Source organism: Streptomyces sp. NPDC057137 (genome assembly GCF_042670825.1).
Classification (GTDB): domain Bacteria; phylum Actinomycetota; class Actinomycetes; order Streptomycetales; family Streptomycetaceae; genus Streptomyces.
The window spans coordinates 36,021-57,412 of record NZ_JBHUUW010000027.1 but is presented as its reverse complement, the minus strand read 5'-3'; the positions used below and the strand labels follow the sequence as shown (position 1 = coordinate 57,412).

At 70.3% G+C, this 21,392-nt stretch carries 19 protein-coding genes; 7 read left to right on the top strand and 12 right to left on the bottom strand.

Features of this window, described 5'->3' with window-relative positions:
- Positions 1–2 precede the first annotated feature (2 nt).
- Entirely contained in the window at positions 3–839 is an 837-nt protein-coding gene (locus ACFT9I_RS21815; protein ID WP_382566541.1) for an alpha/beta fold hydrolase, read from the top strand.
- Positions 840–878: 39 nt separating this feature from the next.
- On the opposite strand, the gene ACFT9I_RS21810 is transcribed toward ACFT9I_RS21815, so the two are convergent.
- Entirely contained in the window at positions 879–1,838 is a 960-nt protein-coding gene (locus ACFT9I_RS21810; protein ID WP_382566540.1) for an NAD(P)-dependent alcohol dehydrogenase, read from the bottom strand.
- 146 nt (positions 1,839–1,984) lie between these two features.
- Between ACFT9I_RS21810 and ACFT9I_RS21805 the strand changes: the two genes are divergently transcribed.
- The gene (locus ACFT9I_RS21805; RefSeq protein ID WP_382566538.1) at positions 1,985–2,686 is read left to right on the top strand and encodes a TetR/AcrR family transcriptional regulator; all 702 of its coding nucleotides are present in this window, start codon (positions 1,985–1,987) and stop codon (positions 2,684–2,686) included.
- A gap of 41 nt (positions 2,687–2,727) precedes the next feature.
- Positions 2,728–3,222, top strand: a complete 495-nt coding sequence (locus tag ACFT9I_RS21800; RefSeq protein ID WP_382566536.1) for a hypothetical protein — start codon at positions 2,728–2,730, stop codon at positions 3,220–3,222.
- A gap of 48 nt (positions 3,223–3,270) precedes the next feature.
- On the opposite strand, the gene ACFT9I_RS21795 is transcribed toward ACFT9I_RS21800, so the two are convergent.
- From ACFT9I_RS21795 to ACFT9I_RS21765, 7 genes are all read right to left on the bottom strand, one after another.
- Positions 3,271–4,071, bottom strand: coding sequence for a polysaccharide lyase family 7 protein (locus tag ACFT9I_RS21795; protein ID WP_382566535.1), 801 nt, complete (start codon positions 4,069–4,071; stop codon positions 3,271–3,273).
- Between the two features lie 182 nt (positions 4,072–4,253).
- Positions 4,254–5,291 (bottom strand): D-2-hydroxyacid dehydrogenase, encoded by a 1,038-nt coding sequence (locus tag ACFT9I_RS21790; RefSeq protein WP_382566533.1) that lies wholly within the window; start codon positions 5,289–5,291, stop codon positions 4,254–4,256.
- Positions 5,288–6,277, bottom strand: coding sequence for a hydroxyacid dehydrogenase (locus tag ACFT9I_RS21785; RefSeq protein ID WP_382566532.1), 990 nt, complete (start codon positions 6,275–6,277; stop codon positions 5,288–5,290). The genes ACFT9I_RS21790 and ACFT9I_RS21785 overlap by 4 nt, the downstream gene beginning before the upstream one ends.
- Complete coding sequence (locus ACFT9I_RS21780; RefSeq protein ID WP_382566530.1) at positions 6,274–7,512, bottom strand: hypothetical protein; 1,239 nt, start codon at positions 7,510–7,512, stop codon at positions 6,274–6,276. Before ACFT9I_RS21780 ends, ACFT9I_RS21785 begins: the two co-directional genes overlap by 4 nt.
- Before the next feature lie 5 nt (positions 7,513–7,517).
- Positions 7,518–8,378 carry a carbohydrate ABC transporter permease gene (locus ACFT9I_RS21775; protein ID WP_382566528.1) on the bottom strand — a complete coding sequence of 287 codons (861 nt, stop codon included), beginning with the start codon at positions 8,376–8,378 and terminating at the stop codon, positions 7,518–7,520.
- Positions 8,378–9,424, bottom strand: a complete 1,047-nt coding sequence (locus ACFT9I_RS21770; protein ID WP_382566527.1) for a carbohydrate ABC transporter permease — start codon at positions 9,422–9,424, stop codon at positions 8,378–8,380. The genes ACFT9I_RS21775 and ACFT9I_RS21770 overlap by 1 nt, the downstream gene beginning before the upstream one ends.
- A gap of 110 nt (positions 9,425–9,534) precedes the next feature.
- On the bottom strand, positions 9,535–10,983 hold the full coding sequence (locus tag ACFT9I_RS21765; protein WP_382566525.1) for an ABC transporter substrate-binding protein: 1,449 nt from the start codon (positions 10,981–10,983) through the stop codon (positions 9,535–9,537).
- A 363-nt stretch (positions 10,984–11,346) separates the two neighbouring features.
- Here ACFT9I_RS21765 and ACFT9I_RS21760 point away from each other — a divergent pair, with 363 nt between their 5' ends.
- Complete coding sequence (locus ACFT9I_RS21760; RefSeq protein ID WP_382566523.1) at positions 11,347–12,333, top strand: LacI family DNA-binding transcriptional regulator; 987 nt, start codon at positions 11,347–11,349, stop codon at positions 12,331–12,333.
- Between the two features lie 165 nt (positions 12,334–12,498).
- Here ACFT9I_RS21760 and ACFT9I_RS21755 read toward each other — a convergent pair whose 3' ends face one another.
- The 4 genes from ACFT9I_RS21755 to ACFT9I_RS21740 all read right to left on the bottom strand — a co-directional run bounded on the left by ACFT9I_RS21755 (position 12,499) and on the right by ACFT9I_RS21740 (position 17,686).
- Positions 12,499–13,776: a VWA-like domain-containing protein gene (locus tag ACFT9I_RS21755; RefSeq protein WP_382566521.1), complete on the bottom strand. Its 1,278-nt coding sequence runs from the start codon at positions 13,774–13,776 to the stop codon at positions 12,499–12,501.
- Positions 13,773–15,047: an AAA family ATPase gene (locus ACFT9I_RS21750; RefSeq protein WP_382566519.1), complete on the bottom strand. Its 1,275-nt coding sequence runs from the start codon at positions 15,045–15,047 to the stop codon at positions 13,773–13,775. Before ACFT9I_RS21750 ends, ACFT9I_RS21755 begins: the two co-directional genes overlap by 4 nt.
- Positions 15,048–15,170: 123 nt before the next feature.
- Positions 15,171–16,625, bottom strand: a complete 1,455-nt coding sequence (locus ACFT9I_RS21745; protein ID WP_382566518.1) for a hypothetical protein — start codon at positions 16,623–16,625, stop codon at positions 15,171–15,173.
- 143 nt (positions 16,626–16,768) lie between these two features.
- Positions 16,769–17,686 (bottom strand): AraC family transcriptional regulator N-terminal domain-containing protein, encoded by a 918-nt coding sequence (locus ACFT9I_RS21740; RefSeq protein ID WP_382566517.1) that lies wholly within the window; start codon positions 17,684–17,686, stop codon positions 16,769–16,771.
- A 90-nt stretch (positions 17,687–17,776) separates the two neighbouring features.
- Here ACFT9I_RS21740 and ACFT9I_RS21735 point away from each other — a divergent pair, with 90 nt between their 5' ends.
- From ACFT9I_RS21735 to ACFT9I_RS21725, 3 genes are all read left to right on the top strand, one after another.
- Complete coding sequence (locus tag ACFT9I_RS21735; protein ID WP_382566515.1) at positions 17,777–18,784, top strand: aldo/keto reductase; 1,008 nt, start codon at positions 17,777–17,779, stop codon at positions 18,782–18,784.
- Positions 18,785–19,076: 292 nt separating this feature from the next.
- Positions 19,077–19,898: an endo alpha-1,4 polygalactosaminidase gene (locus ACFT9I_RS21730; protein ID WP_382566514.1), complete on the top strand. Its 822-nt coding sequence runs from the start codon at positions 19,077–19,079 to the stop codon at positions 19,896–19,898.
- Positions 19,899–20,047: 149 nt separating this feature from the next.
- Entirely contained in the window at positions 20,048–21,391 is a 1,344-nt protein-coding gene (locus tag ACFT9I_RS21725; protein WP_382566512.1) for an ABC transporter substrate-binding protein, read from the top strand.
- Position 21,392 lies beyond the last annotated feature (1 nt).

Below are 21,392 nucleotides of genomic sequence, written 5' to 3'. Positions count from 1 at the left end.
AAATGGAGTACCGAACCGGGACGGACGCGATGACCACCCAGCAGCCCCAGATCGACACACCCACCGCCACCACACCGTCACAGGGCGCTTACGCGCAGGTGAACGGCCTGGACATGTACTACGAGAGCCACGGCTCCGGTCACCCGCTGGTGCTGCTGCACGGTGGCGTGCTCACCATCGACCTGACGTTCGGGGCCATGATCCCCACGCTGGCCGCGACGCATCGGGTGATCGCCGTCGAGTTGCAGGGGCACGGCCACACCGCCGACACCGACCGTGAGATGTCCGTGCCGGCGTTCGCCGAGGACGTCGTGGCGCTGCTCGACGTCCTCGGTGTCGAACGGGCCGACCTGTTCGGGTTCAGCCTGGGCGGCCTCACGGCACTGGAGATGGCGGTTCACCACCCGGAGCGGGTGGACCGTGTCGTCCTCGCGGCCACCCACTTCCGGCGGGACGGCTACCTGCCGGAGATCCGCGATCCGGCGCTTCAGGCGGGATCGAAGCGGCTGCCGACACCGGCCGACTTCCAGGAGATGGCCGACGCCTACACGGCCGTCGCCCCCCACCCGGAGCACTTCCACGACTTCCTGGCGAAGACCTCGGCCGCCGCGGACTTCGAAGGGTGGTCGGAGGACGATCTGCGGGGCCTCGCCGCGCCGACCCTGCTGGTCTGCGGCGACACCGACTTCGTACGCATCGAGCACGCCGCGCGGATGCACCACCTCATTCCCGACGCGCGGCTCGCGATCCTCCCCGGCTGCACGCACATGGACGTGATGCGCCGGACGGAACTCGTCCTCCCGATGGCCGCGGGTTTCCTCGCCCGTCGGGAGTCCTGAACGGACCTGGCTGACACCGTCCGACTCATACGGTCCGGCTCACACCACTTGGACGACGTGCTTTCCCCGGACACCGCCGGCCTCCAGCGCGCGGTGCGCGGCGGCGACGTCGGCGAGGGGGTGGACGGTGTCGACCACGGGCCGGATGTCGCCGCTCTCCGCGTACCGGGTCAGTTCGGCGAACAGCGCGTGCCGGGGATTGCCGCTGAAGAAACGCACCCGTCCGGAGCCACGGACGGTGGAGCGGAGAATGTACGTGACGCTTGCGGCGATGTTCTCGACATCGAAGGCGATGGCCACCATCCGCCCACCCGGCGCCAACAGGCGCCGGAAGGCGGGGTGTTGTGTACCGGCGGTGTCCATGATGACGTCGAACGTGCCCAGTGCCGACGGGTCGGTCGTCCGGTGGTCGAAGACGTCGTCCGCGCCCAGGCCCAGGACGAAGTCGCGACTGTTCGCGCCCGCGAGAGCGGTGACATGAGCACCGAACAGCTTGCCGATCTGGACGGCGACGCTGCCGACCCCGCCACTGGCGCCGCGCACCAGGAGGCGTTCGCCGGGCCTGAGGCCGGCCTTGTCGCGCAGAGCGGTGATCGACGTCGTTCCCCCCACCAGCAGGGAGGCGGCCTCCACCGGGGTGAGGTTGCCGGGGGCGAGGGCCAGCTGCCGGGGCCGGACGGTCACATACTCCGCGGCGCTGCCGAACGTCGACCGCCCCAGCAGTCCCCACACCTTCTGCCCCTCGCGCGGTCCGGTCACCGAGGGGCCGACCTCGACGATCTCGCCCGCGAAGTCGAGCCCGGTGCGCTGGGGGAAGCGGCGCCCCGTCACCAGGCGCATCTTCCCGGCCCGGCCGGCCAGCTCGCCGCCGTTGACGGTGGCCGCGTGGACGCGGACCAGCACCTCGCCGGGCCGGACCTCCGGCACCGGCACCTTGCCCTCGTACAGCACCTCCGGAGGGCCGTACCGGTCGAAGAGGGCTGCTCGCATGTCGCTCACGGTCTGTTCCTGTCTCTGTCTCTGGCTCGGGAGTCGCGGCGGAAGGGATCGAAGGGATCGCACGGATCGTTGGGATCTTCCGGCTCGCTCGACCAAGCTAACGAGATAAACGGACGACACCTTCCACTTGCCCTAAAGTGAGAGACATGCCTGCTCAGCCCTCTCGGAAAACAGTCCCGTCGGCCGGAACCACCGCCGACGAGTCCCGTCCCGGCGCCACTGCCACCGGGCTGCGCGCCGACGCGCAGCACAATCGCGACCGCATCCTCGAAGTCGCCCGCGAGGCGTTCACGACCCAGGGCACCGACGTACCCCTGACGACGATCGCCCGCCGCGCCGGCGTCGGCCCCGCCACCCTCTACCGGCGCTTCCCCACCCGCGCCTCTCTCGTCACCGAAGCCTTCGCCGAACAGCTCTCCCTCTGCGTCGCGGCCCTCGACGAGGGGCTGGAGGACCCCGACCCCTGGCGCGGCCTCTGCACGGTGGTCGAGAAGGTCTGCGCCATGCAGGCCACGGACCGGGGCTTCACCGCGGCCTTCTTCTCCGAGTTTCCCGACGCCGTCGACTACAACCGCGAGCGCACGCGCGCCGAGGAGGGCCTCGACCGGCTGGTGCGGCGAGCCAAGGACGCCGGGCAGCTGCGCGAGGACTTCGACTCCAGCGACATCACCCTCCTGCTCCTGGCCAACAGCGGCGTCGTCGGGGAGTCCCGGCAGGTCTCACTCGCCGCGTCCCGACGACTGGTCGCGTACCTCCTGCAGTCCTTCAGAACCGACCACACCGCACCCCTGCCACCTCCCGCCCCCCTGGGACTGCACCAGCTCCACGCACCTCCGCGCCGCCACTAGGACGGGTGGGACTTGTCGGTGGCGTGCGCTTGAATCACCCCATGGATGACTCGGCGCGCATGTGGATCACCTCGGTTCCCGCACTGGACCTGGACGGCCCGGCGGTGCTCGTCGGCCACGACTGCACGTCTCGGGACGCCGGTGAGCGCATGGTGTCCCTGCTGCTCGACCGGGGGCACGAAGGCGAGGAGGGGGTGTTCTACCTGCTGCCCTTCGACCTGTCGGCGCGCTACGAGCGGACCGGCGACCGGCTCACGGTCGTCGTCAGCACGTCCAGGGAAGTGCTCGCGCAGGAGCTGGCCGACCGCGCCGACCCCTCGTACGAGGACCTCGCCGATCTCCCCGGCGACGCCGCGGACGGCGACCGGGTCACCTTGCTGCGCCGCGAGTGCGTGACGGATTTCGTCCCCGCCGAACAGGGCGGGGAGAAGCAGCCGGTGCTTCTCGTCGACCACGACGGCTCGGCTTCGCTCGCGGAGTTGTTCGTCCGGTTCGACGAGGGCGAGGTGGGCATCGCCGTCCTCAACGCCGAGTGACCGTGGTCCGGCCCGGCGGGCGCCACACCCGCCGGGCCGGGGCTCGGGTCAGCTGTGCTTGACGCTGACGTTGTACACGGTCACCTCGCCGTAGTTGCTCGTGTCACAGGGCGAGGAATTGCCGCAGTTCGCCTGGGTGTAGACGCCCGCCTTGAAGTACCCGGTGGTGAACTTCACCGGGATGGTCGTCTGCAGGACCCCGTTGTAGTACGCCTTGATGTTGCCGCCGCCGACGACGAACTTCGCCTCGAACTTCGTTCCCAACTTGTAGGAGTTGGTGAGGAGCTTGAAGTGGGTGTCGTTGTCCTTGGTGACGTACAGACTGGTGCCTTCGAGGCGGAAGACCGACCGGTCGTTGCCGTCGTGGATCTGACCGGCCACCACATGGCTCTTGGTGGCGGGCAGTTTGTTGATGGCCTGGTCGATGATGAGGGTGTGGGTACCCGAGGTGGACGACCAACTGGCGTTGCCGGCGCCGTTGCTCGTCATCTCCCGCAGTTCCGAGCGCGGGTAGGACGTGTTCGTCGTGGTCGCCCCGTTGACGGCGGCGCGGAACTTCACCCCGTCGCACGCCGAAGTCGGCGTGAACCAGGGGGCGTTGTTGTACGAGGCGAGGGCCGGCTGCTTGATCTCCAGCGGCTGGGTGCCGGAGGCGTTGGGGTCGTCGACCGGCAGCTGTATCTTCCAGTTGCTGGTCAGCCCGAGCACCTTGGAGGGCGACTCGCAGGCGGCCGACTCCGCCGCGACGGCCGTGGGGCCCGCGGTGAGCAGCGTGGCGCCGAGGCCCAGCGAGGCGAAGACACAGGCCGCCCGGCGGCGGTTGGTGCGGGAGGAAGTGATCTTGTACATGTGCGACTCCTGTTCGGAAAAGCGGTCGGTTGCCGTGCTGGTGGGGGTATCAACCTCCTGTCAATACTCATGCGCATGACAATCCTGGTGTCGGTTCCGTCGGCACCAGCATCAGGAAACTCGGGGGGCCGGCGGCGCGGGGCGGAGGCGACGGGGCCGCACTCCGCTCCCGCGTCCGCCGGTCAGTGCCATTCGGCCTTGTCCACCACGTTGATCAGCGGCTCACCGGTCATGAACCGCCGGGCGTTCTCCAGAAGCACGGCGAACCGCCGCTCGTCCGCGTGCGGACCGGCGCCCGCGACATGCGGCGTGATGAGGACGTCGGGGCGACGCCACAACGGGTGCTCCGCCGGGAGTGGTTCGGTCTCGAACACATCGAGCGCGGCCCCGCGCAGCCGACCGGCGTCAAGCGCCTCGACGAGCGCGTCGAGCCGGACCGTGGGCCCGCGCCCGATGTTGACCAGGCAGGCGGTGGGCTTCATGAGGGCCAGCCGCGCGGTGTCGATCAGCCCCTCGGTGTGCGGGGTGTGCGGCACGGTCAGCACGACGAAGTCCGCCAGGGGGAGTTGGGCGTCCAGGCGGCCCGCCGGGTGGATCCGGGTGAAACCCTCGGCCGCTTCCGTACGCCGGGTGTCGATGCCTTCGACCTCGGTGCCGAAGGCGGCGAGCAGCCGCCCGACCTCCGCGCCCACGGCTCCCACCCCGACGACCAGGGCGCGGCTCTCCGTCAGCGGCACCACCGAACCGGGGTCCCAGTCCGGTGCCCACCGCACGGCCTGCTGGTCGCGTACGTAGCGCGGCAGACCACGTGACAGGGCCAGGACGAGTGCCAAGGTGTGCGCGGCCACGTGGTCGGTGTAGGTGTCGCGCATGTTGGTGACGCGGACCGGGTGCTCGATCAGCGCCGGATAGTAGAAGCCGGGCGGGGGCCCGGCCTGGGGAACCTGGAGCCAGCGCAGCCGTTCGGCGTGCGGCAGCAGGTCCGCGGGGAGGGTGCCGTACGCGGCGTCCGCCTCCCGCAGCGCCGCCGCGGCCGCCTGGGACTCTCGCGGCCGGAGGACGCGGATGCCGGGCAGCTCCCGCTCCAGCCGGTCGCCCCACTCCTCGGTCGCCGACGCCTGCGGCGGCAGCATCACCAGGGTGTACGGCTCCCCGCCCGCCGTACCGTCCGGACCGCTCGTCGGACCGCCGACCGCACCGTTCGTATCGCCGCCGCTCATGCCGCGAACTCCATTCTGTCGGCGGTCACTTCGTGCCGCAGCCGTTGCCCGCTCGCGTACCGCGCCAGTTCCTCCGCCATGGCCCGGCCCAGGCGTCTGCGTTCCGGCCCGAGGTTTCCCGCGAGGTGCGGGGTCACGACGATGTTCTCCAGGGCGAACAACGGCGATCCGACCGGCGGCGGCTCCGGATCGGTGACGTCGAGCGCGAAGAAGAGATCAGGCCGGCGGGCCGCCACGACCACCAGTGCCTCCTCGTCGATCAGCCCGCCGCGCGCCGTGTTGATCAGAGTCGCGTCCCGCTTCATCGACTCCAGGAGCCGGCCGTCGACCATGCCCCGCGTCGCGGGAAGCAGCGGAGTGTGCAGGCTGACGACGTCGCTCGTCGCGAACAGCTCGTCGAGCCCGGTGAGTTGGACGCCGAGCGCCGCCGCGTCGGCCGGATCGGCGTACGGGTCGTGGACCTGGACACGTACCGCGTGCCGGGTGAGCAGCCGGGCCGTGGCGCGGCCGGTGGCCCCGAGCGAGACCAGCCCCACCACGGCGCCTTCGGTGCCCGGTTCGGCCTGCCTGCGGACCGGCGCGCGAGTGGCGCGGGACCGCAGGACGTACCGCCAGCCGTGCTTCAGCGCGAACAGGACCTGGGCGAGGGTGAATTCGGCGACGCAGTCGGCGATGACCGACCCGGCGGCACTGACCCGGATCCCGCGCTGCCAGGAGTCGGTGGTGACGAGGGGGCGCACCGACGCCGCTCCGTACAGCACGAGTTCGAGCCGGGGCGCGGACGCGAGCAGTTCCGCGTCGAGCCGGGGCGCGCCCCAGCCGGTGATCAGGACCTGGGCGGCGGCGAGTTGGTCCGGCCGGAGCTGGTCCGCCGAGCGATTGGGGCCGGGGACGGTGACGTACCGCTCGATGGCCGCGCGCTCCTCGGGGCCGTACACGTCGTCGAAACGCGCCGGGTCCATGGCGTAGATACCGGTGAGCGTCATTGATGAGTCCCCCGTACGGCGGATCGCAGGGCTTCGAGCCTGGCGGACGAGGCCAGCCCAGCGTGGTAGAAGCGGATGTCCCGCGCGCCGGCGGCACGCAGTCCGGCCACCCGGGAGGCGAGTTCGCCCGGTGGATCGTCTATGACGGAGACGTTGGCGACGATCGGGACGGCGGTGTTCTGCGCCGCGTCCTTCACCCGTGTCAGCGCCGCGTCCGGCTCGTCCCAGCACTTGAGGACGTACGCGTCGGCCGGCCCGTCGTACCGGGCGAGGTCCAGCGCGCTGTCCGGCCCGGTCGACTGCGGGCTGTCCTCGGCCATCAGCAGCAACTCCCGCCCACCCGCGACGGCGGCGATACGGCGCGCCAGCCCGGCTATGACGGACCGCCGGTGGTCGAACAGCCGCTGGGCGCGGTCCTCGCCGAGCGTCTCGGCCAGGGAGGGTGCGACGGTGCGGCCCTCCCGCAGCTCCCCGTCCACGGCGGTACGGATGTCCCGCGCCAGTTCGTCGGCGTCCAGCCCACCGCTCGCCCCGTCCCCGCCGGCGCTGCCGTCCGCGAGCGCCGCACGGCAGGCCGCGCAGAGGCACACCGACAGCAGCGCGCGGCAGCCGGGGGAGAGGTCGGCCCCGTGGGTCTTCTCGTGATGGCTGCCGTGCTCGAAGCCCAGCCAGCCGCACGCCTCCAGCATCAGCGCGGGCACGTCGTCGTACCGGGTGCAGATCTCCCGGGCGAGATTGACGGCGTACGACTCGACGTCCGGGTGCGCGGGGCAGAGCGCGTACGCGTACCGCTCGCCGTAGGCGTTGCGCACGGTCAGTTCGGGGGCCCGGTCGCCGAGCGCCGAGGAGTGGGTGAGCACGAGCCACGCCTCCGTACGCAGCCCCGCCCCGGCCAGCGCGGTGGTTGCCGCGCCGAACCGGTCGGGTACCTCGACACCCCAGGAGGGGGCGGGAGGTCTCAGCCGCTGTCCTTGCCAGATGTCGGCCGACAGCGGGAAGTACGCGGCGGCGTGCGTGGCGTGCACGACGCGGTGGTGCGGGTGGCGGGGAGTGATCGCCCGTACGGCGTGGTAGCTCGCCTGGAGCGTCACCGAGCCGACACCCAGTTCGGCCAGTCGCTCGGCGGCGGCCGGGTCGCCCACGATGTCCCAGGTGTAGGCGAAGACGCCGTCCGAGCCGGTCGGAGCTGATCGGGCCACGTCAGTCGCTTCAATTGCTTCAATCGCTTCGGTCACTCGGGTCACTCCTTGGTCGCGCCGGCCAGGCCACGCACGAAGTAGCTCTGGAAGAAGATGAAGACAAGGAGCATCGGCAGGAAGGAGATCGTCATTCCGGCCGCGAACCCGGTCCAGTCGACGGAGTGTTCACCCTTGAACGAGAGCATTCCGACCGCGAGATTCTGGAGTTCCGGCTGACCCAGGGTGAAGACCAGCGGGATGTTGAACTCGTTCCAGTTGGTGACGAATTGGAAGATCACCACCACCGCGATCACCGGTTTCGCGAGCGGCAGTACCAGCCAGAAGGTGCGCAGGAATCCGGCGCCGTCCAGCTTGGCCGCGTCGAACAGATCCGGGGGCACGCTGGCGAAGAACCCGATGAACAGCAGCACATACAGTGCTCCCGCCGCGCCGGACATCGCCAGGATCACACCGGCCCGGGTGTTGAGCAGGCCGAGCTGCTCCACGAGCACGAACTGCGGAATGATGATCGAGGCGACCGGAATGAACAGCGTCGCCACGATGGTGCGGTGCAGCAGCTTGCGGCCGGGGAATTCGTACCGCGCGAGAATGTAGCCGCACAGCGCCGACTTCACCAGCTCCACGAAGGTGGGGATCACCGTGTACAGGACGGTGTTGTAGAAGTAGCGGGAGAATCCGGCGTTCACCCAGGCCCGCCGGAAATTGTCGAAGTTGAGCTGGTCGGGTATCAGGCTCGCCCCACCGGTGAACAGGCCTGTCTGCGTCTTGAATGCACCCGACACCGTCCACAGGAACGGGTAGATCCACAGGAGCGAGACCACCAGGAGCAGCGGCAGCGTGATGAGATTGAGGCGCGTTCCCCTGGCCAGGGGACGGCGGCGCCTTTTCGTGTCGGCGTCCATCAGACTCCGTACTCCTTCCGGAGTTTCTGTGCGCGCCGGACGAAGAAGCCCTGGCTCATGACGATCAGGAAGGCGATGACGGAGAAGAGGAGAGCGGCGGCGGAGGCATAGCCGTAGGCGAAGGGGACGGTGCCGAACGCCCGGTCGTAGATGAAGTACGAGACGACATAGGTGCTGGTCCCGGGACCGCCGCCGGTGAGGGTGACGACGAGTCCGAACACATGCATGGCGTTGACCAGGCCGAGCAGCAGGATGACGACGGCCACCGGCTTGATGATGGGCAGCGTGATGCGGGTGAGTTTCTGCCATTCCGTGGCGCCGTCGAGTTCGGCGGCCTCGTACAACTCCTCGGGCACGTTCTGGATGGCGGCCATCCAGTAGATGACGTACTGGCCGAAGACCTGCCACACCGAGATGAGTACCAGTGCGATCAACGCGCTCCAGCGGGAGGCGAAGACGTCCACCGATTCGTCGATGAGGCCGATGTCCCGCAGCAGCGCGTTCAGGGCGCCGTTGGACGGGTTGAGCAGATAGGTGAAGACGAGACCGGCCATGGCCACCGGAATGATGAGCGGTGCGAAGAACGTCGTACGGAAGAACTTCTTGCCCCGCAGCCATTTCCTGGTGAAGAGCACGGCCGCGATGAGGGAGAGCGGAAGTTTGATCACCGTGGTGAGGACGGCGAATATCAGGGTGTTGGCGACCGCCAGCCAGAACAGTTCATCGGTGAGGATCGAGCTGTAGTTGCCCGCGCCGACATAGTCCTCCACCGGGCCGCTGCCGGACCAGTCGAAGAACGAGTAGTAGACCGTGGCCGCCAACGGCCAGAGGGTGAAGCCCAGATAGAGCAGGAGGAAGGGCGCCAGGAAGAGCGCGACCCATATCCGGTTCCATCCTTTGGCCCGCTCACGGGGGCGCTCGCCGTCGTTCGGCCGGTCCTGCCCCTTGTCGCGCTTCGGCTTTCCCTTCTTCTGCGGTCCGTCGTCGTGAGGCAGGGGTGCCGGCGCCCCGACTGGGGGTGGCGCGGCGGTCCGTGCGGAAACCATAGAAACTTCCTTGGTTCTGGAGCTGGAGGGTGCGGAGGATCACCGGCCGGGGGAGTTCGGCGGGAATCACCGGCCGGGGTAGTCCGGCGGGAATCGCCGGACTGCCCGGACTACTTCGGGTACTTCTCCTGCGGGTAGTCCTCGGTGTACTTCCAGTCCGCGAAGGTGTAGCAGTCGATCGACACCTTGAGTCCGGACGCCGCTTCCTTCTTGAGTTCCGATTCCAGGATCCGCTGGCGTTCGGCGACGAGCTTCTTCGCCTCCGGCGCGAGCGGTTTGCCACTGGTCAGGGCCTCGACCATCGCTTCGTACTCCCAGTTGGGCCGCTCCGAGATCGCCTTGACGTAGGCGCTCGACTTGACCAGGTCGGGGCATTTCCTTACGGCCACGGGTACTTCGACGCGGTAGCCCGGCCGCTCCGCGATCTTCATGATCTTCTGGATGGCGGGATCGTCGATGAGCTTGGCGTTGTCCGTGAAGGCGAGGGTGCCGAAGCCGGCCTTGAGGTACTCCTTCGCGAAGTACCCGTCGGAGTCGGTCATCCACTGGAGGAACTTCCAGGACTCCGCCGACTTCTTGGTCTGGGCGCTCACCCAGTACTTGTTGCCGTCGTGCTGGCGGGCCAGCGCGCCGGTCGCGCCGCCGTCGGGAACGGGGCGTGGCGCGACGGTGTACTGATCGGCCTTGAACCCCTGGCTGTTCCAGACGCTGGGCACCCAGGTGCCGTCCAGATAGACGGCGGCCTGGCCGACGGCGAACTGCTGGCGGCTGAAGTTCTTGTCGTTGAGTCCCGGCGCGATGTACTTCTTCTTCTGGAGATCCTGGATGTAGTCGAACGTCTTCAGCGCCTGCGGGTCGTCCAAGGCGAACTTGCCCTTCTGGAAGTCGAAGAAGAGATCCGTCGAGGCGCCCGACGCGAGCGCGTACCAGATGCGCTGGAGGTCAAGTCCCTTGTTGGGCGAGGCGATGCAGGAAGCGTCGGTCCTGTCCGTGATCTGCTCGCAGGCGTCCGTGAGTTCCGACCAGGTGGCGGGAGGGGTGTCGGGGTCGAGCCCGGCGTCCTTGAACACCTTCTTGTTGAGGAACATGTAGCCCGGACCCCAGTAGAGGTTCTCGGAGAACGGGAAGCCGTACGTCTTCCCCTCGTGGGTGTTGATTCCCTCCACGAAGGAGCCCTCGGGCCACCGGTCGGTGAAGGACTTCGGCACCTTGCCGTCGCCGTTCAGCGGCTGGATCCACTTCTGGTCGAGCAGCTGGGCCATGTCGGTGGGGCCGGCGGGCCGCCAGTAGAAGATGTCCGGGCCCTGCTTGCTCTGGAAGGCGAGCGGCAGGGTCTTCACGTACTCGTCCTGGGAGATCGACCGCCACTCGATCTCGGTGCCCGTCTCCTTGGCGTACTGGGCGGCGACCTTCTTGTGGAAGTCGGTCTGCTCCGCCGAGAAGTCCCAGATGGTGAGCGTGGACGACGCGGAACTGTCGCCGCTCGTGCCACAGCCGGCGAGCGCCGTCCCCGTCAGGGCGAGGGCTCCCGCCGCCCCGACCCATTTTCTTCTGAGCATCAATGACCTCCTGCTGTCGTTCACGCCGAACCGGAGGGCCCGAGGTGCGGATGAGGCTAGAGGCGGCCATCCGGCTGAGCAAGCGTTTTCACAAGATCAACTTAACGAGATGGTCGAATGCTTGTAACCGTACGGCTCTGAGCTGGGGTTATGTAGAGACCTCGCGTGGGGCGACATCTCACTGGTAAGTTTCAGGAAACGTTTTCACAGTGAGTGCGCAGGTCGTACGACCTCGGCGGACCGAAGGGGTGCGGGCAAGGGGCTCCGCCTCGGCATGATTGGGTACCGGCATCGGAATCGGAGGCGTCCTTGAGCAAGTCGCGGGAACGGGTCGGCAGGACGAACGGGTCCGAACGGCCCCGGGTGACCATCCGAGACGTCGGCGCGGCCGCCGGCGTCTCGACCTCCACGGTCTCGCGCGTGCTCAACGGCACCGCCAAGGTCGACGCGTCGCTGGTCAGACGGGTCCAGGACGCGGTGGCCGACCTGGGATACCGGCCGAACGCCGCCGCGCAAGGGCTCGCGAGAGGCGAGGCGGGCGCGATCGGCGTGCTCGTCCCCGATCTGGCGAATCCCTACTTCCCGGATGTCCTCAAGGCGGTCTCCCGCGCGGCCCGGGGCTACGGACGCCGCGTCATGATCATGGAGTCCGACGAGGACGCCGCGAGCGAGTACGACCTCGCCCTCGACCTCATGCGCTCCTGCGACGGGGTGCTGCTCTGCTCGACCCGTATGGACCGCGCGTCACTCGCCGAACTCGCCCTCCACTCACGGCCGATGGTCCTGGTGAACAGGATGGCGCCCGGCCTCAGCACCCCGTCCGTCTCCGTGGACTTCTACGGCGGGATGGCCCTGGTCTGCGGACATCTGACCCAGCTCGGCCACCGCCGGGTGCTCTACCTCAGCGGCCCCGAGACCTCATGGGCCAACGCCGAGCGCATCCGGGCCTTCGACGCGGCGGCGGCCTTCGGACTGCGGGTGACGGTCGTCCCCTGCGGTACGACCAGCCGCCACGGCCACCAGGCGGTCGCCGCGCTCACCGAGCACGACTCGGACGCCACCGCGATCGTCGCGTACAACGACCTCGTCGCGCTGGGAGCGATGGCCGCGCTGGAGGAGCGCGGAGTCACCGTGCCCACCGAAATGTCCGTCATCGGCTGCGACGACCTCGCACTCGACAGCCAGCCGTCACCGGGCCGCCTCACGACGGTGTCCGGTGCCAGGAACCAACTCGGCAAGACGGCCGTGGAGACGCTCGAACTCCTCATGACCTCGGAGTTCGACCGCGAACCGACTCTGATCCCGATGAACCTGATCCTCCGCGACACGAGCGCCCCGCCGCCGGCCTGAGGGGACCATCCCATCGGCAACGGCGTACGGGGGACGAGACGCGCATGGTGAGACCCGCGGTCGGAGCGGCCCCGCGCCGCGGTGCGCGGTGCGGCGGATACGAGTACGGCGGCGCGCCCGCCTGTCCGCTCTGCCGTGAACCGGTCGACGGCATCCAGCGCGCGCCTACCCGATGGAGACCACGCGCGCCCACGGGGGCGGCGAGTCCGGCACGTAGTCGGGGTCGTCCTCGTCCCACGACCCGGAGGTCCGGTCGAACAGGCCCACCACCGTCCGGCACGGTGGCCGGGTGGTGGGCCAGGGGGTCTGCCCGTCGGTCAGGACCACGATGACATCCGGTCGCGGCCCCTTCCGGAGCACCCTGGCGAAGCCCGTACGCAGATCCGTACCCCCGCCACCCACCAGGGGAATCCCGGCGGCCCGGCACAGCGGGTGCACGATCTCGGACGCCGCGTCGCACGGCAGTACCGTGATCAGGTCCCGACGGCCGCCCACGGCACGGGAGATGGCGGCGACCTCGTGGAGCGCGCTGCCGAGTTCGGAGTCGCTGACCGACCCGGACGTGTCGATGATGACCGCGACCCGGGGCGGCCGGCGACGCAGGCTGGGCAGTACGGCGCCGGGCACCCCGGCCGAGCGGCGCGACGGCCGCCCGTACGTGTAGTCCTCGCCCGCTCCGGAGCCGCTGGTCGCCGAGCGGACCGCCGCACCCAGCAACTCCCGCCACGGCTGCGGCGGATGGAACGCCTCCTCCGCCCACCGCTGCCACCCCTCCGGGGCATTCCCCGGGCGGGCCTTGATGCCCTGCGCCACCCGGAACCGGACGGCGTCGCGTTCCTGCGCGCTGAGGCCGTGCGAGCCGCCCGGTCCGAGGTCCCAGCCCCGTTCCAGACCGTCGGCGCCACTGCCGCAGTCCAGCCAGACCATGCCCTGCGTGTACGGTCCGAGCCGGAACTGCCGCAGGTAGTCCTCCATCAGCTCCCCGTTGTGCAGCCCCAACGCCCCCGGCCGGACGGCGTCCCGGGGCCCGACCAGCCCGTCGCCGAACGCGTCGTCGTTGATCTCGCAGTCCGCCGCGATATTCATCCGCAGCCGTTCCCCCGGGCCGGTCAGCCCGCGCGCCCGCGCGACCCGGTCACCGCGTCCGTGGTGGTCACGGAGCAGATGCGACACCTCGTGCACCCAGACCCCGGCCAGCTCCTCCACCGGAGTCCGGGCCACGAACGCCGGCGAGACGTAGCACCGCCAGTGCCGGTCGACGGCCATCGTCGGTACCTGCCGTGACTCCACCACGTGCAGTGCGAACAAGGCCGTCGCCATGAAGGGGCGGACGCGGACGGCGTGGAGTCGGGCGGCGAAGAGTTTGTCGAGGTCCAGCTTCCCCGGCTGATCCGCGCCCGTGTCCGCGTCTCTGCCTGTGCTGGTGTCGGTGTCCTGGCTCATCGGCGGGCCTTCGCGACGGACGCGGCGCGGGACGCCGCGCGATCCGCCCGCCGCGAGAGTGACACCGCCCCGGCCAGCCGGTCGATCGACGCCGGTACGTCCCACTCCTCCTGCCGCAGCGAGGCGAGCGTGGTCGCGGGGACGACCACCAGGTCCGGGGCTCCGGTCTCCATCGCCCGCACCAGGACTGCCCACGCCGCGTCCCAGCGGGACTTCTCCGGGCGCTCGCGCACCGCCCGCACCACCCCGTCGAGCACGGCCTGGCGCAGATCGCCCCGCTCGGGCAGGGCGGCGCCCGCCGGATCGGCGAGAAGCGTCTCGGGGTCCGGGAGGTCCATCCGGTCCATACTGGCCAGCAGTTCCAGCCCCGGACCGTCTCCCACCGTGCCCCTCACCAGCAGCGAGAGGACGTCCCGCGAGGAGCCGGACGCGGTCGCGAAAGCGATCAGGCGCAGTGTCATCTCCCAGCTGCGGGGTGACGGCCAAGGGCCGCCCTGCCGGGTCTCGTTGCTGGGCAGCCGGTGTACGAGCCCGGCGCGCGCGGCGAGCAGCCCGCACACCGCACGGCGGGCGAAGTCCACGGCCTCCGGCAACCGCCGCGGGTCGAGCCGCGGCAGGGTCGCCCGGGGCCACGTCCCTCCGAGGCCGCGGACCACCACCTCGTGGTCGTGGGTCCACTGAAGATGAACGAACCGGTTCGCCAGCGGCGGGCTCAGCTCCCACCCGTCGGCCGCCGAGGAGCGCGGATTGGCGGCGGCCACGATCCTTACGTCGGGCGGCAGTTGGAGGGCCCCGATCCGCCGTTCCAGTACGAGACGGAGCAGGGCGGCCTGAACAGCCGGCGGCGCGGTGGACAACTCGTCCAGGAACAGCAGCCCGCGCCCCGCCCGTACGAGCCGGACCGCCCAGTCCGGCGGGGCCATCGGGACGCCCTGCTCGGCGGGATCGTCCCCGACGACGGGCAGTCCCGCGAAGTCGGAGGGCTCGTGCACGCTGGCGATCACGGTGGTCAGCGGCAGGTCCAGCGACGCGGCGAGCTGGGTCAGCGCGGCGGTCTTGCCGATCCCCGGCTCACCCCACAGCAGTACGGGCAGGTCGGCGGCCACGGCCAGGGTCAGGGCCTCCAACTGATCGTCGCGGCGCGGCTCGGTGGTCGTATCGCGCAGCAGCGCCAACAGGTCTCCGGCCACGCCGAGTTGGGAGGTCTGGACGGGGGCGGGAACGCCGTCGGTGGGGACGGCGGTGGGCGCGAGCGGGGTGCATGTGGACAAGTGGCATCACCTTTGGGTTCGTTGGAGAGCTAAGAGAGCTTGCGGCGCTTGGCGAGGAGAGTGAAGGCGGGTACGGAGAGACCCTGCGATCGATCGGTTCCGCGTCAGAGAGTGGACACGTCGTCAGCGAGTGGAAGCGTCGCGCGGTTGCGAGCGGTGACCACGAGGACGTCGGCCGTGCGGCATCTTGCGGTCGGACCTCGGTCCGGGCCCGACCATGCCCGCCCGGAACAGGCCGTAGACGATCCGCCGTTGCGCGGCGGCCTCCAGCTCGTCCCGGAGAGCGCCGTCGCGCAGCAGCGCTTCCGGGCCCAACAGGCCCTCGACGACGGCCAGCGCACCGGCGGCGTCCCCGTGGTCGAGGCGTTCGCGGACACCGGGGAGGCAGTCCGGACTTCGGTGCGCCTCGTCGATCGCCCGCAGACAGGCGAGCGGAGTACCGGTCAGTGTGGCCAGCAACTCCTCCCGCCGGATCTCGACCGGGTCGTGGTCCAGCGGCGCCAACACCCCGTCGACCAGGCCGATTCGGTGCCGCGCTCCCCGGCACTCCACAAGGCGTGGCGCTCCCGCCGGTTCCGGGATCCGGGCCGGACCGGTCGACGGCGTGTGGTCCGGTACGAGTGCCGAGGCGACCAACGGGTGCAGCCGGTCGACCTCGATCGCACCGGCGCGGAGCAGCTCCAGGTCGGGCAGCACCCAGGTCGCCGCGTCGGGCAGGAGCGGCGGCGCGGGGGCCCGACCGGTCCTCTCCGGCGCCGCGATCCGCAGGACGGGCAGCGGCCCGAAGCCGTTACCGTCCGCCACCAGCTCCAGCTCCAGCCGCCGCCGGGCCCCGAGCCGTACGGTGAAGGCACCGGCGGACCGTCCCTCGGCCCGGAGCAGAATCCCGGCCTCGGCGGCCCACCGGTCAACGGCGCAGCGACGCTCCGGCGGCACCCTCTCCAGGACGGCCGGGTCCAGCGACGAACGGCCGTCGTGGGACGGTGAGTTGGTCCCGGGTGAGGCCCCGGCCCGGGTCCGAAGCTCGTCGGTCCTGCGCGCGTCCCACAGATGGCGGTGCAGGTCGAGCCGGAACCGCCGGTCGGGACGGGGATGGGGATGATGGCGTGTGGCGGCGTCGGCGAGGGATCCGTCCCACAGCGTGAGGCTGATCCGTTGACCGGCGTCCGCCCACGCGGGCGGAGTCCGGACCACGAGATGCACAGGTCCCGACCTGTCACGCCCCGACCCGTCATGCCCCGCGCCACCCTCGTACCGGGCCAGGGCGACGGTCAGACCTGGGCGCAGCAGGCCGTCGGGCGCGATCCTCGGCATGTGCCAGCGCAGCAGGTCAGGCGCCAACTGGCGGAGATCGGCCCGGAGTCGGGTCGCGAGTTCACGGCCGTGGGCGCGTGCCACGGAACGTGGATTGAAATCGACATCGATGCCCGCGGCGGCGCACGCCCCCGCCCAGTCACCGACGCGGCGGCGGGCGGTCGCAGTCTCGATCATGGATGGCGGCACGGCGAACTCACGCACGCGCGGCCAGAAGGAAAAGCTGGGAGAGCGGGAAATCCCGTTCGCGGTCTCAGTGAGCATCAGCACTCACCTTGCGCGGACGGGTCCCCCAATCGAGCAGAGTAGGTAGTCATCGCGGTGACCATAGCGCTCCTGGCCTCGATCTGCCAGATCCTTCTTTTCGGGACCAGCGGACCCCCGGACCCCGGACCGAGCCGGGCACCCTACGATCGCCGGGCACCCGCGAGCCGGCCGCGCACGCGAGCCGCGTCCGTGGCGGGCGGCAGGCCGTAGACGTGCCGGTACTCCCGGTTGAACTGCGTCGCGCTCACATACCCGACCGCTTCCGCGACCAGCGCCGCCGTGGTGTCACCGGCGACCAACTGCCGTCGCGCCTCCTGCAGTCGGAGCTGTTTCTGGAAGCGCAGCGGGCTCATTCCGGTGGCGGCCTTGAAGTGGCGGTGGAGGGTGGACGTGCTCATGTGCGCCACCGCCGCGATCGTGTCGACGCTCAGCGGCTCGGTGTAGTGCGCGGCGATCCACGCGGCGGCGGCGCGCACCCGTGCCGTACCGGAATGGGCCGATGTGAACCGACGCAGCGTCGGACCGAGCGGGCTGCCCAGCAGGCGGTACAGGATCTCGGCCTCGAACCGGGCCGCCAGCGGGCGGATGTCGTCCGGGCTGTCCAGCAGCCGTACCCACCGGGTGACGGCGTCGACGATCTCCGGCGTCATGGGGGCGGTGATCTGTCCGCCCGGACCGGGCGAGGTGCGGGGCTCCGCGCCGTCGAGTTCCAGCAGGAGATCGGTGAGCACCTGCCCGTCGAGCCGTAGCACCGTGGACCGGTACGGCACCTCGTGGAACACGGCCGTGACCGGCAGCACGAGCGGGTTGAAGAACATCTCGCCGCGCCCGGTCAGCCAGCTCCGCTCGCCCGCGGTGGCGCTCTTGGCCCCCTTGGCGATGAAGCAGATCATCGGCTCGTACAGCAGATCGGTGGGCGCTACGAGCTCGTCGATCGCGACCAGGACCTGGTGTGGCACGGCGCTGTCGCTCCACAGCCCGTCGGTGTGCCGGGCGACGGCCGCCGCGAGCCGGTCAAGCTGATCCGGCCGGTGAAGGTGGTCCGGACGGTCCGACATGGTGCACGCACTCCTTGGTGAGAGGATCAGGCAATTATACGCGGCCCTCGCCCCATGATCTTCCGGACCTCCGTCACTAGCGTCGGAGGTATGACACAGCACCGTGAGAACCTGCCGCGACGCACCCTCGGCACCCAGGGCCTGCGGGTCGGGGCGATCGGCCTCGGCACGATGGGCATGACCATGGCGTACGGCGCCGGCGACGAGTCCGGCGGCACGGCCGCCATCCGCAGGGCGTACGAACTCGGCGTGACCCTCTTCGACACCGCTGAGCTGTACGGCATGGGCACCGGCAGCAACGAGCAGCTGCTGGGCCGCGCGGTGAAGGGCTTCCGCGACGACATCGTGATCGCCACCAAGTTCGGCTTCGACCTGAGTGATCCGGAGCGGTTCGGAACCGTACCGGACAGCCGCCCGGAACGTATCCGCGACGTCGCCGAGAACAGCCTTCGCCACCTCGGCACCGACCACATCGATGTGCTGTACCAGCACCGCGTCGACCCGGAAGTCCCGATCGAGGACGTGGCGGGAGCGGTCGGCGAGCTGATCGCCGAAGGCAAGGTGCGTTACCTCGGACTGAGCGAGGCGGGACCCGACATCATCCGGCGCGCGCACGCCGTCCACCCGGTCTCCGTGCTCCAGACGGAGTACTCGCTTTTCGAGCGTGCCGTGGAGGCCGATGTGCTGCCGGTGCTACGGGAGTTGGGCATCGGGTTCGTGCCGTACTCCCCGCTCGGCCGGGGCTTCCTCACCGGCACGGTGAAACCGGCCTCGGAGTACCCCGCCGACGACATGCGCAGCTGGGACGACAGGTGGCAGCCCGGCAACTACGAGAGGAACCTGGCCGCGATCGGTCAACTGAACGCACTCGCTGACGAGTTGGGCATCAAGGTCACCCAACTCGCGCTGGCTTGGCTGCTGGCCGGGGGCGACGACATCGTGCCGATCCCGGGGACCCGTAGCCCGCTGCGCGTCGCCGAGAACACCGCGTCGGCGCACGTCACACTCTCGACGGCGGACCTCGCGCGCGTCCAGGAGATCCTCCCGCACGGAGCGGCGGGATCCCGCTACCCCGAGGCGATCATGCCCACCTGGTAGCGGCCACCGGCGAACGACACCGACGCACCACACCGACACCGACGCGCGGACACCGACGCCGGCACCCGTCTCCGAGCTGGTGCCGGCGCCGTCGCGGTCTGTTGACACCGGGAGGCCCGCTCGCTTTACTCCTCGCAACGCCGCAGCTGAGCGAAGAGAGCTGAGCACAAGGCGCCAGAGGTACGCCTAGCCGGTGGACGGACCCATGAGGCCCGCAAGCCCGGACAGAGTCGCCAGGATCGCTCCAGGGTCCGAGGCGGGGACGTACCCTCCATTTTTCTGGAGCTCGACTGTGAGCATCGAACGTGTCCGTTCCCGCCGGTTCCTCGCCGCGGTGGCGGGCCTCACGGCAGCGTTGATCACCCCCCTCCTCGCCTCGTCCTCCGCGGGCGCATCGGCCGCCGCCGCGCCCCTTCCGCCGGTCCACGCCGGATTCGACTACCAGATCGGCGGCGCGTACACGCCGCCCGCCGGAGTGAGCGTGGTCAGCCGTGACCGCGAGGACTCCCCGGCCGCCGGGCTCTACAACATCTGTTACGTCAACGCCTTCCAGGTCCAGCCCGACGAGCTGGACGAATGGGCGCCCGACCTGCTGCTCCGCGACGCCAACGGCGACGTCATCATCGACGAGGAGTGGGACGAGGCCATCCTGGACGTCAGCACGCCGGGCAAGCGGGACCGCATCGCGGCCAAGGTGAACGGCTGGATCGACGGCTGCGCGAGCAGCGGCTTCCAGGCCGTGGAGCCCGACAACTACGACAGTTACGAGCGGAGCCGGGGCCAGTTCGACTCCTCCGCCGCCAGGGCCTTCATCACGCTGCTCTCCCGGCACGCGCACGACAAGGGCCTGGCGATCGGCCAGAAGAACACCGCAGATCTCGCCCAGTACCGCGACGGGACCGGGCTCGACTTCGCCGTCGTCGAACAGTGCGGGGAGTACGAGGAGTGCGACGCCTTCACCGAGTACTTCGGTGACAACGTGATCGTCATCGAGTACTCGTCCAAGGGGCTCGCGACCGCGTGCGACGGCTGGGGGGACACGCTCAGCATCGTCCGCCGCGACGTCGACGTCCGGCCCGCCGGCAGCAACGGCTACCTCCGCCAGACCTGCTGACCCCACCGCTCGTTCGCCCTTCCACGAGGGGCCACTTCACCCGGCCCGGTGCGGCACCGCCGTACGCGACCGCACCGGCCGGGTCCACGGGCGCATCGACGCACAAAGCTCGACGCACAAAGCTCGAAGCACGGAGCATGGAGGTACACATGGCCGCCGACCCCCACCTGCCGCGCCGCGTATCCCGCCGCGTATCCCGTCGTGGGATTCTGCGCCGGGGCTCCGGACTGGCGCTCGGCGCCGCCGCGTCGGCCGCGCTGACCGGCTGCGCCGGGGGCGCCTCCGACGGCGTCGACGCCGACGGCCGGGTCACGATCGAACTGTGGCACGGGCAGAACGACACCGGCCGCGCGGCGATCGAGGGACTGGTCAGGGACTTCAACCGGACCCACCCCAAGATCCGCGTCGACCCCGGCGGCGGTGTCATCTCCGACGCGATGCTCCAGAAGATCACCGCGGCGCTCGCCTCCGGTTCCTTCCCCGACATCGCGTACATCTTCGGCTCGGACCTCGCCAGCGTCGCGCGCAGCCCCTCGGTCGTGGACCTGTCCGAGACGGTCCGCTCCGGACCCACCCCGTGGAGCGACTACTGGGCGCCGGCGCGCGAGGCCGTCACCGTCAACGGCCAGGTACGGGCGGCCCCCGCCCTGCTCGACTCGCTCGCCGTCGTCTGCGACAAGAAGATCTTCCGCGAAGCCGGTCTGCCGCTGCCCGAAGTCGGCTGGACCTGGCAGGAGTTCACCGACACGGCCGCCCGTCTCACCGACCGGAAGCGGGGCGTCTTCGGCACCGGCTGGCCGGGAGTGGGGGACGAGGACACCGTGTGGCGGCTGTGGCCCATGGTGTGGGACCTGGGCGGTGACGTCGTCGCGCCGGACGGACGGTCGATCGGCTTCGCCAAGACCGGCGTACGGGCACTGGAGACCGTGGCGGCACTCGCACGGGCCAAGAGCGTGTACGTCGACCCCAAACCCGGCAGCGAGCAGATGTACCAGGTCTTCCTCTCCGGGCGCATGGGCATGGTCGTCACCGGGCCGTGGCAGCTCCCCGACATCCGCGACGCGGGGATCGACTACCACGTCGTCCCGCTGCCCAGCTACAGCCGCAGGCCGATGACCATCTCCGGACCCGACACCTGGACCGTGTTCGACAACGGCCCGGCCCGCGTGCGGGCCGCCCGTACCTTCGTGACCTGGCTGGCGCAGCCCGCCCAGGACGTGCGCTGGGACATCCAGGCCGGCAGCCTGCCGCTCAGCCGGCGGACCCAGGCGCTGCCCGCCTGGCGGGCCCAGGACGCGGAGACCGAGGGCCTCGCGGTGTTCACGCGGGCGCTGGAGACCGCGCGCGTACGGCCCGCGCACCCCGCGTATCCGCAGATCTCGCAGGCACTCGGCCAGGCGATCGCCGCCGTACTGCTCGGCAGGGCCGGCCCCGCCGACGCACTGCGCCGATGTGCCCGTACGGCCGACGCCGCGCTGCTCATCCCGCGTTGAG